Source organism: Aliivibrio finisterrensis (genome assembly GCF_008933155.1).
Lineage (GTDB): Bacteria > Pseudomonadota > Gammaproteobacteria > Enterobacterales > Vibrionaceae > Aliivibrio > Aliivibrio finisterrensis.
Map to the genome: position 1 here is coordinate 15,621 of NZ_WBVP01000028.1, position 16,151 is coordinate 31,771.

Consider the following 16,151-nt stretch of genomic DNA (forward strand, 5'->3'; position numbering starts at 1 on the left):
TGCGCTTGTTCACTTTTTTGAGGTACATCATGACATCACCAGAACCTAAATTAACACGCTTAAATAAATTTATCAGTGATACAGGTTACTGCTCGCGCAGAGAAGCCGATAAGCTTATTGATCAAGAACGTATTACTATTAATGGCAAGGTTCCTGAAATGGGAACAAAAGTTGCTGAAGGTGATGAAGTTTTAGTTGATGGTAAACCACTAAAAGCGAAACAAGAGCGTATCTATATTGCGTTTAATAAACCCGTAGGCATTACTTGTACAACTGAACGTCATGTTGAAGGGAATATTGTTGATTTCATTAACCATGAACAACGTATCTTCCCAATTGGACGTTTGGATAAGCCGTCAGATGGTTTGATCTTTTTAACCAGTGATGGCGATATTGTAAATAAGATCTTGCGTGCGGGTAATGCTCACGAAAAAGAATACGTTGTGCGTGTTGATAAACCGATTACTGAGGAATTCTTACAGAAAATGGCAGCAGGCGTACCTATTTTAGATACGGTTACTTTACCTTGTAAGATTAAACAAGAATCGCGATTTGTATTTCGAATTACGTTAACTCAAGGTCTAAATCGCCAAATTCGTCGTATGTGTGAATACCTAGATTATGAAGTATTTAAACTAAAACGTGTGCGTATTATGAATATTGACCTTGGTAAATTGGCTTCTGGTGAGTGGCGTTATTTAACGGCTTCTGAAATGAACGAGATTAATAGTATGATAGGTGAATCAAGTAAAACGGAAGAAGCCTCTCGTAAAATTAAAGAAGTTGATGGGAAGATTAGAGTCTTGAAAAAAGCAAGTTCAGGTCGTAATCACCACTCAAATAATACGTTTAATGAAAAACGTCGTGAAAAAGCCAAAGAAGAGCGTTTTGGTAAACCTAGCTCAAACCGTAATACTGATCGTAAACCGAAAGGGAAGGGGCAATCAGAAATTAAAGTATGGCGCGCTAAATAGGTTGTTTTTTCAACATTTTAGCTGAATTATCAACGTTTTGACGATAAAGTCTACAAACAGAGAGTTAAATTCAAATTTTTGTTTGACTCTTTTTTTAAATCAGTTACATTAAGCCCCGTAAAGAGATGGCGCCTTGGCAGAGTGGCTATGCAGCGGATTGCAAATCCGTGGACCTCGGTTCGACTCCGGGAGGCGCCTCCATTCTTTATAATGCGACACTAGCTCAGCTGGTAGAGCGCAACCTTGCCAAGGTTGAGGTCACGAGTTCGAACCTCGTGTGTCGCTCCAGATTTTAAAGTGAAATACGTTGAATGTTCTTTTGTATGGAAGAGCAACCTAGCCAAGGTTGAGGTCACGCCTAAGCCTTGAAGATCGGGAACCTCGTATGTCGCTACAAATTAAAAGTTACTGCAGTAGCGGTAATTACAGATGGTGTTTTACTTTTCAGTAAGCGGCATCGCAAGAAATTGCGTGCCCTGGTGGTGGAATTGGTAGACACAAGGGATTTAAAATCCCTCGGCGTTCGCGCTGTGCCGGTTCAAGTCCGGCCCGGGGCACCATCTATTTTATATTTAAATGTGAATTTTAATATAATGTGTTACTTAATAACACAAAAGCAACAGAGTAAGTAAAAATGGCGCCTTGGCAGAGTGGCTATGCAGCGGATTGCAAATCCGTGGACCTCGGTTCGACTCCGGGAGGCGCCTCCACTTACTCAATAAAATTAAACATTACGGCAGTAGCGGTAATTAAGATGGTGTCACCTCTCTTTAATTAGAGTCATGGTTAGAAGCATCGCAAGAAATTGCGTGCCCTGGTGGTGGAATTGGTAGACACAAGGGATTTAAAATCCCTCGGCGTTCGCGCTGTGCCGGTTCAAGTCCGGCCCGGGGCACCATCAATTAGAAAGGCTCATCAGAAATGATGAGCCTTTTTTCTTTTCTATTAAATCAAAACGGCTATCCGAATTTATACCATTCTGGATAAGTAGTTGTTCAGATAATTGCGTAGGAAAAATCGATTAGAGCAAGGCATAAATTACAGTAACTAGTGGATCTAATTACAAAATTTATAACGCAGATATAATCAATTTTAATAAGCAAGAATGATCAAATACTTATGTAGATTGGTATTATATCAAACCGAGTAATTAGTGCCTTAAAAAACGTGTAGACGTCTAGATGTAAATATTTCCAAACCGCGCAAGTTACTGTATAATGCGCGCCTTTCTAGTTATTTATCTCATTTATGCTTCAAGGCAAAGATTATGAACCTTTCTGCTAAAACTGTTGTTGTTATTGCTATCGGTGCTGCTCTGTATGGTATTGGTGGCTTACCAATGTTTGGTATTCCTGTATTTGCGAATACAACATTAAAACCAGCCATGGCTGTGCTTGCACTATTCTCGGTACTTTATGGACCGATCGTAGGCTTCTTAGTTGGTTTTATTGGCCACTGGGTAACAGATTTGTTTGCAGGTTGGGGAGTTTGGCTTACGTGGGTACTTGGCTCTGGTATTGTTGGCTTGGTTATTGGTTTATTTCCTATCATTACAAAAAAACGTATTGAATCGGGACTTTTTGATAAAAAAGACTTTTTCATTTTCGTTGTATTGGCCTTTGCAGGCAATGTAATTGGTTACGGTACTTCTGCTTTCTTAGACACTATTTTATATGCAGAACCATTCACAAAAGTATTTATGCAGCTTTGCATTATTGCAGCAGGTAATACGGTGCTTATTGCGATCGTGGGTTACTTTATTTTGACTAACCTAGCAAAACGTAAGCAGCAAAGCACAAACCTAACAGAGGCGCCATAATAAATGAGCGTAACCTTTTCTAATTTCTCTTTTCGATATGCGTCACAGGATAAGCCGACGCTTAAAAATATCAATCTAAGGATAGAGCAAGGAGAAAAGATCTTAATTATCGGCCCAAGCGGTAGTGGTAAGTCAACATTAGGCCAATGTTTGAATGGTCTTATTCCTCATACCATTAAAGGCGAGAGCCAGGGTCAACTTCATATTAATGACCATAATGTGTCAGAATGGCCTATAGAACAATACACTGAAAATGTAGGTACGGTTTTACAAGATACTGACAGTCAATTTGTAGGCTTAACGGTAGGTGAGGACATTGCTTTTGCTCTTGAAAATCAAATGGTATCAAGAGCTAAAATGTACCCGATTGTTCGTGATACGGCTAAAATGGTTGACCTTGAACAGCTATTGAAAAAATCGCCTTACGACCTTAGTGGCGGGCAGAAACAGCGAGTATCACTTGGCGGTATTCTGGTAGACGATGTTGATATTTTATTGTTTGATGAACCATTAGCAAGTCTTGACCCAAAAACAGGCAAGGCAACGATTGACATCATTGATGATTTGCATAAAAACAGTGGTAAAACGGTTGTTATTATTGAGCACCGTTTAGAAGACGTTCTTTATCGTTCTGTGGATCGTATTATTTTAATGGATCAAGGTGAAATAGTTGCGGATATGACGCCTGATGCGTTAATTCGCTCCCCGCTATTAGCAGAGCACGGTATTAGAGAGCCATTGTATATTTCGTTATTAAAACGATGTGGTATTGACCTTAACTCATTAGCAAACTGTAGTCATCTAGCATCAATCCCTAACAATCAAATTAAACCAGCGGTTGATTCTTGGTTTTTAGATAATGAGCCTTCAACACCTTTAGAAGTAAGAGAAGAGACGCTTTTATCTATTGAAAACCTGAGCTATTCATACGATGGTAAGATCAATGCACTAGAAGATATCTCTTTTACGGTGAATAAAGGCGAATTTGTCTCTATTTTAGGCAAAAATGGATCTGGTAAATCGACAATAACAAAACTTGTAATGGGCGTTTTACACCCTGATCAAGGCTCTATTGTATTAAATGGCCAAGATCTCGCCGAGTTGTCTATTTATGAGCGCTCACAAAAAGTGGGAGTGGTACTACAAAACCCCAACCATATGATTTCTCACCATATGATTTATGATGAAGTTGCGTTTGGTTTAGTGAATAGTGGTTTATCAGAAAAAGAAACAGAAGATAAAGTACTTAGAGCCTTAGATTTATGCGGATTAAGCCGTTTTCGTCACTGGCCTATTGATGCATTGAGCTATGGGCAAAAGAAGCGAGTCACTATTGCATCAATTTTGGTTCTTGAACCTGAATTATTGATCCTTGATGAGCCAACTGCTGGGCAAGATTATCAAAATTATACCTCGATGTTGAGCTTCATTAATCAGCTAAATCGTGAACTTGGTTTAACTGTACTTATTATTTCGCATGATATGCACCTAGTATTAGAGCATACCACTCGCGCTATTGTAATTGCCGATAGTAAATGTATTGCTGATCAAAAAGTAACTCATATCTTTAGTAAACCGGAATTGTTAAATAAAGCAAATTTAACCGTAACAAGCCTATATGAGTTAGCAGAGAAGCTAGGTATTACCAATATTACAGGCTTTATACAGCAGTTCATAACCGCAGAACATGAGAGTAAAAAGAATGTCCACTAATAAACAAAGTTTTGGTATTAACTATGTGGATTTAGATACTTGGCTTCACCGTTTAAATGGCGTAACCAAGTTTCTTCTATTTATAACATGGATAACGGTGGTCTTGACGACATTTGATTTGCGGATCATTGTTCCGCTGATCATGATTGGTTTATATTTGCTAAGGGCGACAAAAGTGCCATTTAAAGCATATAAGCCATTACTGATTGGCACTGCGACAGTTCTAAGTATGAATGCGGTGTTTATGTTTTTACTTGCTCCCAATCAAGGCAATGAACTGCTGGGTTCAACAACCGTGATAATGCCAATTTTTGGTAGTTATGCGATTACACAAGAGACCTTATTTTACTTAATAACCGTAACTTTAAAATACTTTAGTATGTTCCCAATTGCACTTGTGTTTGTATTTACAACACATCCAACGGAATTTGCTGCAAGTTTAAACCGTATTGGCTTACCGTATAAAATTGCTTATGCAGTAAGCTTAACATTACGTTATTTGCCTGAAGTAAAAAGCGATTTTGTGAACATTATGCATGCACAACAAGCTCGCGGAGTTGATTTATCGAAGAACGTGCCTGTATTTACTCGTATTAGTAATATTGCAAAAATACTTGGGCCATTGATCTTTTCTAGCCTAGATAGAGCGGATGAAATCTCTAATGCTATGGTATTAAGAGGTTTTGGAAGAGCGAAAAGCAGAACATGGTTTAGTGAAAAAGTAATAACAAGAACAGATAAGCTCATGATGAGTGGGTTGTTAGTTATTGTGATTTTAGCTATTACCAAGCGTGTTGTTGAAACGAGTCTCTTTTGGTATCCATTTGGGTAATAGCATTAAATAATCAAAAGTAGGTATTGTACCTACTTTTTATTTTTCGGTTTCACTAAAGTGTTCAATTACATCAGAGCTGATGTTTTCATGGCTGAAAATTAACATCGAAGTAAGTTTATTAACCATATCTTCAGGCTCTAGTTCGCTAAAAATTACATTATTAATGAGCTTTTTAATAAGCACTTCTTCATGCTCAAGAAAGCCACGAGCGTCAATCTCCGCTGGAATATCACTAGGCATGCGGTCAAAGTGCAAGAATGTCATGTTATGGTTTACTGAAGTATTTAATAATTGTTCTGGAAACCATTCTTCACCTGTTACGACCTCTAAGTCATCGTCACTGGATGCTTGAATATCTTGTAAGTTTTGAATCAGTTTTGAAATTTTCACACTTTTTTCTCAAGAGATGGATTACTATTCATTAGTATCAACACTATACTTAAATTCTAAAGTTGATTGAAATTATATTTTACTTCAATTGCTTAGTTCGTTTGTCTTTTAACCAATCCCTATTGTTAACTTAATGTAGAGTACTTCTTTTGTATAAATATGTTTTTAACCTAAAGCGCCTATGTCTAATTATTGTTCCATTGCTTTTTGTCAGCTCGGCTTACTCAGAAGAGCATCATAATAGCGAAGAGGAGCAGATTGTTCCCCTAAAGGAAAAAGAAAAGGACTGGGGTATTGCTACGGTTATTCGAACAGCCAGTATTCCGTATACAACAGAGACTGAAACAGTATCGACTTTTATTCCAATGATGTTCTTCGAGAATGATTATGTTTTTATTAATGGAATGGAAGGTGGCGTATACCTATATCAACAGAGTGATTGGCAATTAAGTGCATTAATGCGTTTGCGTTATTTTGACCTACCTAAAGAAGCTCAAAATAAGGCAGGTGGAGATGTTGTGGATACCGGTCTCCAAGCTCGATATAGCATCAATAATGAATGGTTCTTTGATACTGAATTAATGGTTGATCCTGAATTTCGCTCTTACATGAACTTTAGACTTGGGGCAGAAATAGAATCAGGAGATTGGTGGTTTAATCCAAGCATAGAAGCTCGATGGAAAGAATCAGAGTTTAATAGTTATTACTATGGTTTAAATGAAGACGCGAACGACGCATTAAGTGCTGGAGTTGATGTAAAAGCGGGCTTTATGTCTCGTTATCATGTTACGTCTAATCTATATCTTCTTGGCGGTAGTTATGTATCTCGTTTAGATGATAGTGCATACAGTAGCCAATATATTGATAATCGTTGGGAATTTGAATACTTCTTAGGGGTGGGTTTCTTTACAGATAGCAGTACTTCCTCTCGTAAAGACATAACAAATAAACCATATTTACGTATAGCTCATGGCTGGGCTACACCATCTAATATTGGCGATATTATTCGCTTAGATTCAGAAAAAGACCCGCATAATAACCAAATGACGTCTGTTTTTTATGGTCTACCCTTAACGGATGAGCTATTTTCACTGCCCATCGATTTGTACTTAACTCCTGGTTATGTCCAGCATTGGCAATCAGACGTACAAAATTTAAATTCAGAATTTGTTGTTGCGATTAAGGCCTACGCGACGATCCCATGGCCAACCAAATGGCGATTTGGTGTTGCTGAAGGTCTATCATACATCAATCGCGTTTCTTACATCGAACAGTCTGAAATGGATAGAAAGGGGTATAAAGAAAGTAAGTTATTAAACTATCTAGATTTTTCTTTTGATGTGAATTTGGGTGATTTATTTAATCAGCGAGATTTAGATGGTGTATGGCTTGGTTATAGTATTCATCACCGCTCTGCAATTTTTGAAAACTCATCCCAATATAATCGTATAAAAGGCGGCAGTAACTACAATTCTATTTATATTCAATTCGATATTTAGATAAATAGTTCCATCTAGTTAAGTATAATAAAAATGGCGTTCATATTGAGCGCCATTGTTATTTCTGACTTTTTATTTTATATCAAAGTGTAATAATTAAAACCCACAACAGAATACTACAAAACACAAGAAAGCCAAATAAATGACGTTTAGTCATAATACTATCCTTTCTTATCAATGCATTACCTATTATTACTATCAATAGTGTTATCTGATTATATTGAATGTTTGATATTAGTCATAAAAAATCGTGCTATTTATACTTTTTAGATAGAGACGATAAAATTTGTTTTGCGAAGCGAAATATGTGCGTTATTATTTTTTTGGAATGAATGTCTAAAAATTCGATAAGCTTAGTAAAGGAATACAATGCGAGTTTTTCAAAAAATCACAATAGGAATGTTGATCTTATCTATTGGGGTATTAGTTTGGCATCACTTTAGGGGGGATACTAAAATGATTACCATTAGTCCTGAAAAATATCAATATTATGCAGCTGATGATAAAAAAGTCGGTGGTATCAGTGAGGCTGTTTTAGTTGAAAAAAATGGCAAACCTTCGATGCGCTGTACCATGAAAAAAGGGAAATATGCATGGCCATATTGTGAAGCCGCGATTCATTTTTCTGATAGCATATTTGAAGGTATTGACCTTTCATCGTATTCAAAACTTATTTTAGATATTGATTACAAAAGCGCTGATCCAAACGGGCGTTTACGTGTTTATTTAAGAAATAGTAATCCGATTTACACTAAACGAAATGATGGGGCATCATTAAAATTTAATGGGGTAGAGTATGAACCTGGCTTTAATGCTGGCCCTAAAGAAATTGCCTTATCAGACTTTCAAGTTATGACTTGGTGGATAGCGGATTATAAAGTTCCTGTAGAGCATGCTGCCCCAGAGTTTACGAATATATCTATTATTGAAATAGCAACGTCATCATCAGTAAAAAGCGGCGATTTTGAAATGACCATTAATAGTATAGAGCTACGTGGGTCATGGATTAAAGAAAATACATTATTGAAAATTATTTTATATGCATGGTTAGTTATTATCATTGCCTATATTTTATATGAACAAAAAAGATTAAATAAAAACCTCAAAGTAAGTGCTTATCGTGAAAGCCGGTTACGTAAATTAAACGATAGCTTAAAAGAGAAGAATGTTGAATTTGCCGAGCTTGCTCATCGAGACTCATTAACAGGAGCTCGCAATCGAAATGCAGTACGAGATTGGCTAGATCAAATGTCTCAACAAGTTCGTTGGGGTAAACAGACGTTTTCAGTGATCTATATAGACATTGATTATTTCAAAAAAATTAATGATAAGCTCGGTCATCAAATTGGAGATGATATTTTAAGAGAGTTTGTTTTGGTGGTAACTAGCGCGATTAAAAGCACGGACTTTTTGGTTCGTTGGGGAGGAGAAGAGTTTGTCGTTTTCTGTCCAAACCATAACGCGCAACAGGCAACAGAAAAAGCAGAGCATATTCGTAAAATAGTTGAGCATCATCTATGGTGCCACAATGAATCGCTGACTTGCAGTTTGGGTGTTACTGAAATGAAAGATGAACGCATAACTGAAGTTATTGCCCGTGCAGATGATGCGTTGTATAAAGCAAAAAATGCTGGGCGAAATAAAGTCATAACCAGTGTAAGTGTGGGTAATGTAAGTACAAGCTCACGCTATATGTGATGAAGCGTATATGAAGTAATTCTATTTAGGCGAGAATCAATCAAAGAAGTTGAAAGCCTGATTTCGATACGCTATCGAAATCAGGCTTTTTTGTACCAATATAATTAATTAGATAATTTCTGGAGTTGTATTATTCAATTGGAATCGAATCTTTGTTTATCGGTTCTTTGGGACCAAGAAATTTAGGTTGTACATTAAAGATATATAAATCAAGTATTGCTTTAGTTCTCGCTAGTACTTCTCTAATTCTTATTTTTGTATTTGCCCATCCGTTAGGGGAAGGAACAACTAAGCAGACGGTATCCATAGATAAATGATTAGCAATGAAGAGTGCTCTTTGGCAATGAAATTTCTGAGTTACAATGGTAAGACTATTAGCTTCAAAAATCTGTTTAGCACGCTGTACAGAGTCGAGAGTTCTAAAACCTGCGTAATCTAGTGTAATATTCTCTTCAGGGATCCCTGCTTTTAATAGATCTCTTTTCATCGTCCAGGGTTCATTATATGAGCGATGAGCATTATCACCACTTAATAAAAAATGCGTTACTTTATCCTCTTTATATAATTCAATCGCCGCATCAATACGATATTGATAGTACGGGTTTAAAGTTCGTCGAATGTATTTACTCGTTCCAAGAACTAAGGCTGTGTTTTGGGCAGGTATCGATTCAATGTCTTGATACAGTTGAGATCCTGTTGAGAGTGAAATGGTGACATCTGCTAATAATACGACAGATACAATAACCCCGATAATCAGCACTGTTATTTTTAACCATTTTGTTATCTGGTGTAAATTCGGGAGTTTCATTGAACCTCAACTTGGTAGATTACGCGTTATACTTGACGATTTTTTTGTGCCCACATACCAATAATAATAAAGGTAGAAAGAACAATAGCAAGCATAAAAGCAGGCTCAATAGAGCGCAGTGCAGATGTGAGAAATGGCGATGCTTTTACAATCAATAAACCATAACCAAAGGCATTAACACCGATAAAAACCACAGTGCGAATTAAAAAATGTTTACCAGATAAAAAAGCACGAAGTGCTCTGTTAATGTCACCACCAAGCATGACTAATGCGCAAGCGATCATAGCAACAGAGATATCAGATAAGTATGGGGTTAAGTAGCTTCCCATTGAATTGAAGAAAGAAATAACGTGATTCATATAATGAGTCTTTAAATATCGTAAGGTTAATTAATGGCTATTAGAAACATATAGTTGAAAAAAACCAGAGAAATCTTCTCTGGTTTTGATTTTGGTGGAAATTTTTAATTAAAAAGCAGTACGTTTGTAGCGACGGTATACCGGTTTCCAGAAGTATTGCTCAATTTTTTGATGTAATGCTTCGTCAGTGATTTCTAAAGCATAGCCTTGTTCAATCGCTTTTTTAGCAACGGCAAAGGCAATTTTCTTTGATACCGTGTGGATCTCTTCCAGTGGTGGTAGAAGCGCACCAGAACCATTAATAGCCAGAGGGGAACACTCTGCTAATGCACGGCTTGATTCTTGTAGCATTTCATCAGAAACACGAGTCGCTTTAATTGCTAAAACACCTAGACCAATACCAGGGAAAATAAAGCTGTTGTTACATTGTGCAATTGGGTAAGTTTGACCATTATGAGTAACAGGATCAAACGGACTACCTGTTGCTACTAATGCTTGTCCACCAGTCCAACGAATAATGTCATTTGGTGTTGCTTCAACTCGACTTGTTGGGTTTGATAATGGGAACACAATCGGGCGTTCACAGTGTTTATGCATCTCTTGGATAACTTCTTTGCTAAATAAGCCAGGAGCACCAGATACACCAATTAACACTGTTGGTTTTGCATTACGCATAACATCTACAAGTGAGTAGTTAGGTTCTTCAGAAACCCAGTCTTTCGTATTTTCAGCTTTTTGTACTAAACGTTGTTGGAAATCAAGTAGGTTTGGCATGCCTTCTTGTAATAAGCCCCAACGGTCAACCATGTACACTTGCGAGCGTGCCTGAGCATCAGAAATACCTTCAGATACCATTTGAGCAATAATCGCTTCAGCAATACCACAACCCGCAGAGCCTGCACCTAAGAAGGTAACACGTTGCTGTGCTAATGAACTGCCCGCCGCTTTACAGGCTGCAAGTAGTGAACCAACAGTAACCGCAGCAGTACCTTGGATATCATCATTAAAGCAACAGATACGATTTTTGTAACGCTCAAGTAAAGGCATTGCATTTTTTTGTGCGAAATCTTCAAATTGAACAAGTGCTTGAGGCCAACGACGTTGAACGGCTTGAATAAAGTCCTCAACAAACTCAGCGTATTCATCACCCGTTACACGAGGGTGACGCCAGCCCATGTACATAGGATCTGCAAGACGTTGAGGGTTATTCGTACCGACATCAAGAACGATAGGTAGGGTATGCGCAGGACTAATACCACCACATGCGGTATACAGTGCTAATTTACCAATTGGAATACCCATACCGCCGATACCTTGGTCACCAAGACCAAGAATACGCTCACCATCAGTAACAACAATTACTTTTACGTTTTGGTTTGCTGCGTTATTTAATAGGTCATCAATTCGATTCTTGTTCTCATAAGAGATAAATAGACCACGACCACGACGATAGATGTTTGAGAAGTTTTCACACGCAGCACCAACAGTAGGCGTGTAAATAATTGGCATCATTTCACTGATATGGTTTTGAACTAAGCGATAAAACAAGGTTTCATTCGTGTCTTGAATATTACGTAGGTAAATATGTTTATCCATATCATTTTCAAAACTTTGATACTGCTTATAAGCACGACCAGTTTGTTCTTCGATGCTTTCGATAGCTTCAGGAAGTAAGCCTTCTAAGTTAAAATATTTACGCTCAGTAGTGCTGAATGCGCTGCCTTTATTTAGCAGAGGGGTACTTAGAAGTGCTGGGCCAGCATAAGGGATATATAGGGGACGTTTGTTGTTATTCATTGTTATGCTTCTTCAAATCAAGAATGAACCACAGATCCTATGCCTACTTTACTTAAATATCAAAGCGTGATTGAAAATAAAGTGCGAATACAGTCATGTTTTTATCAATCAAATCCGCTAGAGTAGTGAAATATTCTATTATTTTACGGTTTGTATGTTTTTGTTGCCAATTAATGTCATTCGTTCTGAGTTTTCATCTGTTATTTTAACCAAAAATGCAGTCGTTCAATCTGAAACGGGATCGGGGAAATCGACTCATTTACCTTTATGGGCATCAGAGTACGGTCGTGTATTGGTTATAGAGCCAAGAAGGATCGCTTGTACCGCATTGGCTGAATATTTAGCAATGCAGAATGGTCAGGCTGTGGGTGAAGAGATTGGTTATGCGATCAAACTCGACAGCAACTATAGCGAAAACAGTAACATTGTATTTGTTACTCCCGGAATCGCATTAAAATGGTTTATGGAAGATAAATTAGCCACGTTTCCATTCATTATGATTGATGAATTCCATGAGCGTCGCTGGGATACTGATCTGTTAGTGGCTTTATTGCGTGATCATCAACAGCACCGTCTTATTTTAACCTCGGCTACGATAGAAAGTAAGCCACTAGCGAGTTATGTGAATGCCACGGTTTTAACGGCAGAAGGTCGACAATTCGCCGTTAATATATCAAATGTTGCTGAACACCCTCAACAGATGCCATCGATAAAAGACTTAGATCTTCACGTGATCTCAATGCTACAAAGTATTATTCAGCAAGGCGAAACCGGCGATATCTTAGTCTTCTTACCAGGAAAGAAAGAAATCACGCAATGTGCTCAAATTGCGACGAAAAAATTCCCTGATAGTAAAGTGATCCCACTGTTTGCAGGCGTTTCTGATACTCATCGGCATCAAGCATTAACGAAATCTTCCCAACAACGAATTATCTTTGCAACCAATGTGGCAGAAACCTCGCTTACGATCCCCAATGTCACCGTTGTTATTGATTCAGGATTAGAGCGAAGAACGCACCAGCGAAATGGCCGAACAACACTATCTCTGCAAGCCATTTCTAAAGCGAGTGCAGATCAGCGAGCAGGACGAGCAGGGCGAACTCAAGTGGGGCAAGCGATTAGATTGTATGGAGAGCATGCCCCATTAGAAAAAATGACACCCCCAGAATTACAAAGAGAAGAGTTAGTTGAGGCTGTCTTAGCGGCAGCCAGCTGTGCTCGAGCTTTACGAGAGATGACATTCTTAGAGCCATTACCAGAAAAATCGTTAGCGTTAGCCGAAGAAAAACTACAACAAATGGGTGCGATAAACCGTGATCTTGTTATCACAGATTATGGCTTGCAATTGTTTCCCTTGCCCATTGATACCCTTTTTTCTCATATGCTTTCGGTAGTGAAAGGGCGATCTGAAAAAGAAACCGTTGCAGATTTAGTGGCGGGGCTTTCTGTTTCAAACAAATTATTCTCAATCGCTAATTCAGAAATGGCATTAGATGAGTTTTTGCGTTGGAATCCACAATCCTGTGATCTAGTGACTTTAGCCTCTATTGTTCGAGGCCATGATTGTGATGGATTAATTATTGATGATGAATTGCGTAAAGAAGCTCAGGCATTAGCGAAGCAGATCCGCAATGAATTAGGGTTACCAGAGCTAGCTGTCAGTAGCCGTTTGAAAAGAGAAGCGGTATTACTTCAATTGGTAAATAAATTACCTGAATTAGTCTTTGTTCGTAGAGAAAAACGCAGAGAGGCTTTTGGCAATGGTTATTTAGAAGTGGTTCTTGGACGAAATAATCATTTTTTACCTATCTATGAAGCCGCCATTATATTTAATCAGTTTTCTTTACCTGGAAGAGGCAATAAGCAAACACTGACAATTGCAACGGTATTAGCACCGATAGATATTTCTTGGATTATTGAAAGTGAATTGGCGGAATGTCGAGTTGGTGAATGCATCAATGATAATCAAGACATTAAAATAGCTCATGATTATTACTACGCCAATCGACTATTGAAAACGGTTTATGTTGAACCGGCAGAAGAGGATGCGATTACGGCGATCGTCTCACAAGTGATTGAAGGTCATATTCTGCCCTTATTTAAAGATAAAAGAGAGGCAGAAATTGCCGCTTGGCAGCTTTATTGTCAATTAAACGGCAATAAGCAGAGTTCAGCGATGACTTTTGAATATTGGTTTACCCAACAGCTAGAAGAGCTTGGCATTACTTCACTAGACGACATGGCAATGTTTGATGAAGATGACTTTATTTTTGATGGCGTTCCTGAGTGGGAGTTGGTTGATTTTATGAAAAAATACCCTCAAATCGTGGTATTGCCTGACATTACAGTCTCTGCCGAATATTTCCCATCAAGTAAGCGAGTGGTATTAACCTACATGAAAGGGGATAGAAGAGGGGATCTTAAGCGGTGGGAGCTTCCAACTTGGTCAGGTTGGCGAATTCAGTATAAAAAAGCAAGCCGTAGCATTGATGTTAAATAATTCAAATAGATAAAGTTAAATGTCGGTATGTATTTTGCTTATCAATACAAAAAGGCAAGTTACTGACAAAAGGTCAATTATGAAAAAATGGATGCTACTGATTGCATTGGCTATTCCTCTCGTAACCTCAGCAAAAGAATTAAATCGTATTCATGGCTATGAAGACAGTTATGTATTAGGTACTTATACTGATGAACTGAATAAAGACACTTATGTTGCCGGTGGTTTTGAAGATGCGGATGGCTTACAACAAGTTGAAGTTAAATTTCAATTTTCGTTAGCCGTTCCAATTATGCCGATTAATCAAAGCACGTCAGTGATGTTTGCTTATACTCAGAAATCATTATGGCAGTTGGGAAACAATGATATTTCATCCCCTTTTAGAGAAACCAACTATAAGCCACAGTTTTTTTTAATGCATCAATCAAATATGCTGTTATTTAATAACGCTGAGATTGGTTATGTACATGAGTCAAATGGACAGACGGCGAGCTTATCTCGTAGCTGGGATAGAATGTATGGTGCCTTAGAGCGTATTGATGGTCCGGTTCAATATGGCTTTAGAGCGTGGTATGTATTTGCCGATGAAACACCAGATGAAGACATGACGGATTACTTAGGTGATTACGATGTATGGGTTAAGCTAGGAAATGATATTGGTCAGTTTAACACGCGTTTTCATTATAATTTTGGAACAAACAAAGGCGGCGCAGAAGCGGGTTATACCCTGTATCTAAATAAATTTGTTGGTTTGTATGTTCAGGCATGGAAAGGGTATGGTGAAACCTTGATTGATTATAACCATGATCAAACCCGAATTGGCTTAGGTATGAAGTTAATTCCACCAAATTAATTTAAATATTAATGTGTAATGATTAAGCCTCGATGTAAATTGGGGCTTTTTTATGTAAGTTAATTATTATATTTATCGGGTAAATGTGTAGAGGGAGGTGAGGCTTGTCATACTATGATGGCGATCATTGCTATCATTTATAATATACATTACGATCGCGCCAGTTTTTTTCTAGGGAATACAATATGATTATAATGATGTTGTTGAGTTTTGTAATCATCGCCGCGGTATTGTGGTGGTTTTACAGTCGAGATAAAGCGACCTCTTTAAATCCAGTATGGATGATATTTTTTGTTGTAATCAGCATGATTGTTATTTTTTCTTCGGGTTTGCGCCCAGAGAAATTTGCTGTGAATAATAAGGTGATTACTGAGCCTTTAGGTCCATTATCGTATGATGATAAAATGCGATATTTAGAAGATCAATTAAAAGCGTCACCAAATAATGCTGATCTATGGTTTGAAATTGGTCAAGGCTACTTACTAAATGGTGAGTTTAATAACGCGAACATTTGTTTTGATTATGCACTGCGCCTCTCTGATGAGCCAACAGCAAATCAATACGCTGCAAAAGCAACAACTCAGTATTACGCACATTCTCAAATCATTAATGAAGAGATACAAACTTTACTTAATAAAGCATTAGAGCTTGATGAGTATAACCAAGCGGCATTAACCTTAATTGCTTCCGATCATTTTGTGACGTTCCGTTATCAAAAAGCGATTAATGCTTGGCAGAAGATTCTAGATTCAGAAAGAGTTGATGTAGATAGAGTCACTATTATTAATTCAATTAACCAAGCGAAGCAATTAATGCAGGCTCGTCGCTATTTAAAGAGTTAAAGAGTTAAAGAGTTAAAAATATGAAAAAGCCGACACTTCAAAGTTGAAGTGTCGGCTTTTTTAT

At 37.7% G+C, this 16,151-nt stretch carries 13 protein-coding genes and 5 tRNA genes; 14 read left to right on the forward strand and 4 right to left on the reverse strand.

What is annotated here, in order from left to right:
- The first annotated feature begins 29 nt into the window (after positions 1-29).
- The 9 genes from rluF to F8B77_RS16400 all read left to right on the forward strand — a co-directional run bounded on the left by rluF (position 30) and on the right by F8B77_RS16400 (position 5,338).
- On the forward strand, positions 30-974 hold the full coding sequence (gene rluF, locus F8B77_RS16360; protein ID WP_130047463.1) for a 23S rRNA pseudouridine(2604) synthase RluF: 945 nt from the start codon (positions 30-32) through the stop codon (positions 972-974).
- Positions 975-1,101: 127 nt separating this feature from the next.
- Positions 1,102-1,175: transfer RNA gene (locus F8B77_RS16365), tRNA-Cys, on the forward strand.
- A gap of 11 nt (positions 1,176-1,186) precedes the next feature.
- Positions 1,187-1,262 (forward strand) — tRNA-Gly (locus F8B77_RS16370).
- 185 nt (positions 1,263-1,447) lie between these two features.
- Positions 1,448-1,534: transfer RNA gene (locus F8B77_RS16375), tRNA-Leu, on the forward strand.
- A gap of 76 nt (positions 1,535-1,610) precedes the next feature.
- A tRNA-Cys gene (locus F8B77_RS16380) sits at positions 1,611-1,684 on the forward strand.
- Between the two features lie 101 nt (positions 1,685-1,785).
- Positions 1,786-1,872 (forward strand) — tRNA-Leu (locus tag F8B77_RS16385).
- Between the two features lie 369 nt (positions 1,873-2,241).
- Positions 2,242-2,793: an ECF-type riboflavin transporter substrate-binding protein gene (locus F8B77_RS16390; RefSeq protein WP_130045574.1), complete on the forward strand. Its 552-nt coding sequence runs from the start codon at positions 2,242-2,244 to the stop codon at positions 2,791-2,793.
- 3 nt (positions 2,794-2,796) lie between these two features.
- Positions 2,797-4,506 carry an ABC transporter ATP-binding protein gene (locus tag F8B77_RS16395; protein WP_130087672.1) on the forward strand — a complete coding sequence of 570 codons (1,710 nt, stop codon included), beginning with the start codon at positions 2,797-2,799 and terminating at the stop codon, positions 4,504-4,506.
- Positions 4,496-5,338: an energy-coupling factor transporter transmembrane component T family protein gene (locus tag F8B77_RS16400; protein ID WP_130045576.1), complete on the forward strand. Its 843-nt coding sequence runs from the start codon at positions 4,496-4,498 to the stop codon at positions 5,336-5,338. The genes F8B77_RS16395 and F8B77_RS16400 overlap by 11 nt, the downstream gene beginning before the upstream one ends.
- A gap of 39 nt (positions 5,339-5,377) precedes the next feature.
- Here F8B77_RS16400 and F8B77_RS16405 read toward each other — a convergent pair whose 3' ends face one another.
- Positions 5,378-5,731, reverse strand: coding sequence for a VC1380 family protein (locus F8B77_RS16405; protein WP_130047465.1), 354 nt, complete (start codon positions 5,729-5,731; stop codon positions 5,378-5,380).
- A 188-nt stretch (positions 5,732-5,919) separates the two neighbouring features.
- Here F8B77_RS16405 and F8B77_RS16410 point away from each other — a divergent pair, with 188 nt between their 5' ends.
- Both F8B77_RS16410 and F8B77_RS16415 read left to right on the forward strand, forming a co-directional pair.
- Positions 5,920-7,230 carry a MipA/OmpV family protein gene (locus tag F8B77_RS16410; RefSeq protein WP_425277995.1) on the forward strand — a complete coding sequence of 437 codons (1,311 nt, stop codon included), beginning with the start codon at positions 5,920-5,922 and terminating at the stop codon, positions 7,228-7,230.
- A 399-nt stretch (positions 7,231-7,629) separates the two neighbouring features.
- Positions 7,630-8,928 carry a GGDEF domain-containing protein gene (locus F8B77_RS16415; RefSeq protein ID WP_244298274.1) on the forward strand — a complete coding sequence of 433 codons (1,299 nt, stop codon included), beginning with the start codon at positions 7,630-7,632 and terminating at the stop codon, positions 8,926-8,928.
- Positions 8,929-9,058: 130 nt separating this feature from the next.
- Here F8B77_RS16415 and F8B77_RS16420 read toward each other — a convergent pair whose 3' ends face one another.
- The 3 genes from F8B77_RS16420 to F8B77_RS16430 all read right to left on the reverse strand — a co-directional run bounded on the left by F8B77_RS16420 (position 9,059) and on the right by F8B77_RS16430 (position 11,892).
- The gene (locus tag F8B77_RS16420; RefSeq protein ID WP_151656654.1) at positions 9,059-9,736 is read right to left on the reverse strand and encodes a SanA/YdcF family protein; all 678 of its coding nucleotides are present in this window, start codon (positions 9,734-9,736) and stop codon (positions 9,059-9,061) included.
- A 26-nt stretch (positions 9,737-9,762) separates the two neighbouring features.
- Positions 9,763-10,095, reverse strand: a complete 333-nt coding sequence (locus F8B77_RS16425; RefSeq protein ID WP_151656656.1) for a DUF3392 domain-containing protein — start codon at positions 10,093-10,095, stop codon at positions 9,763-9,765.
- A 108-nt stretch (positions 10,096-10,203) separates the two neighbouring features.
- Positions 10,204-11,892 carry an NAD-dependent malic enzyme gene (locus F8B77_RS16430; RefSeq protein ID WP_151656658.1) on the reverse strand — a complete coding sequence of 563 codons (1,689 nt, stop codon included), beginning with the start codon at positions 11,890-11,892 and terminating at the stop codon, positions 10,204-10,206.
- Between the two features lie 154 nt (positions 11,893-12,046).
- On the opposite strand from F8B77_RS16430, the gene F8B77_RS16435 reads away from it, so the two are divergent.
- The 3 genes from F8B77_RS16435 (at position 12,047) to F8B77_RS16445 (ending at position 16,087) form a co-directional block, all read left to right on the forward strand.
- Positions 12,047-14,392: a helicase-related protein gene (locus F8B77_RS16435; protein WP_151656660.1), complete on the forward strand. Its 2,346-nt coding sequence runs from the start codon at positions 12,047-12,049 to the stop codon at positions 14,390-14,392.
- Between the two features lie 79 nt (positions 14,393-14,471).
- Positions 14,472-15,245 (forward strand): phospholipase A, encoded by a 774-nt coding sequence (locus F8B77_RS16440; protein WP_151656662.1) that lies wholly within the window; start codon positions 14,472-14,474, stop codon positions 15,243-15,245.
- A 185-nt stretch (positions 15,246-15,430) separates the two neighbouring features.
- On the forward strand, positions 15,431-16,087 hold the full coding sequence (locus F8B77_RS16445; protein WP_151656664.1) for a TPR domain-containing protein: 657 nt from the start codon (positions 15,431-15,433) through the stop codon (positions 16,085-16,087).
- The last annotated feature ends 64 nt before the right edge of the window (positions 16,088-16,151 follow it).

What these genes read in the sequence shown, in the direction of transcription:
- rluF (WP_130047463.1), top strand. Translation starts at nt 30, where the DNA reads ATGACATCACCAGAACCTAAATTAACACGCTTAAATAAATTTATCAGT.
- F8B77_RS16390 (WP_130045574.1), top strand. Translation starts at nt 2,242, where the DNA reads ATGAACCTTTCTGCTAAAACTGTTGTTGTTATTGCTATCGGTGCTGCT.
- F8B77_RS16395 (WP_130087672.1), top strand. Translation starts at nt 2,797, where the DNA reads ATGAGCGTAACCTTTTCTAATTTCTCTTTTCGATATGCGTCACAGGAT.
- F8B77_RS16400 (WP_130045576.1), top strand. Translation starts at nt 4,496, where the DNA reads ATGTCCACTAATAAACAAAGTTTTGGTATTAACTATGTGGATTTAGAT.
- F8B77_RS16415 (WP_244298274.1), top strand. Translation starts at nt 7,630, where the DNA reads ATGTTGATCTTATCTATTGGGGTATTAGTTTGGCATCACTTTAGGGGG.
- F8B77_RS16420 (WP_151656654.1), bottom strand. Translation starts at nt 9,736, where the DNA reads ATGAAACTCCCGAATTTACACCAGATAACAAAATGGTTAAAAATAACA.
- F8B77_RS16425 (WP_151656656.1), bottom strand. Translation starts at nt 10,095, where the DNA reads ATGAATCACGTTATTTCTTTCTTCAATTCAATGGGAAGCTACTTAACC.
- F8B77_RS16430 (WP_151656658.1), bottom strand. Translation starts at nt 11,892, where the DNA reads ATGAATAACAACAAACGTCCCCTATATATCCCTTATGCTGGCCCAGCA.
- F8B77_RS16435 (WP_151656660.1), top strand. Translation starts at nt 12,047, where the DNA reads ATGTTTTTGTTGCCAATTAATGTCATTCGTTCTGAGTTTTCATCTGTT.
- F8B77_RS16440 (WP_151656662.1), top strand. Translation starts at nt 14,472, where the DNA reads ATGAAAAAATGGATGCTACTGATTGCATTGGCTATTCCTCTCGTAACC.
- F8B77_RS16445 (WP_151656664.1), top strand. Translation starts at nt 15,431, where the DNA reads ATGATTATAATGATGTTGTTGAGTTTTGTAATCATCGCCGCGGTATTG.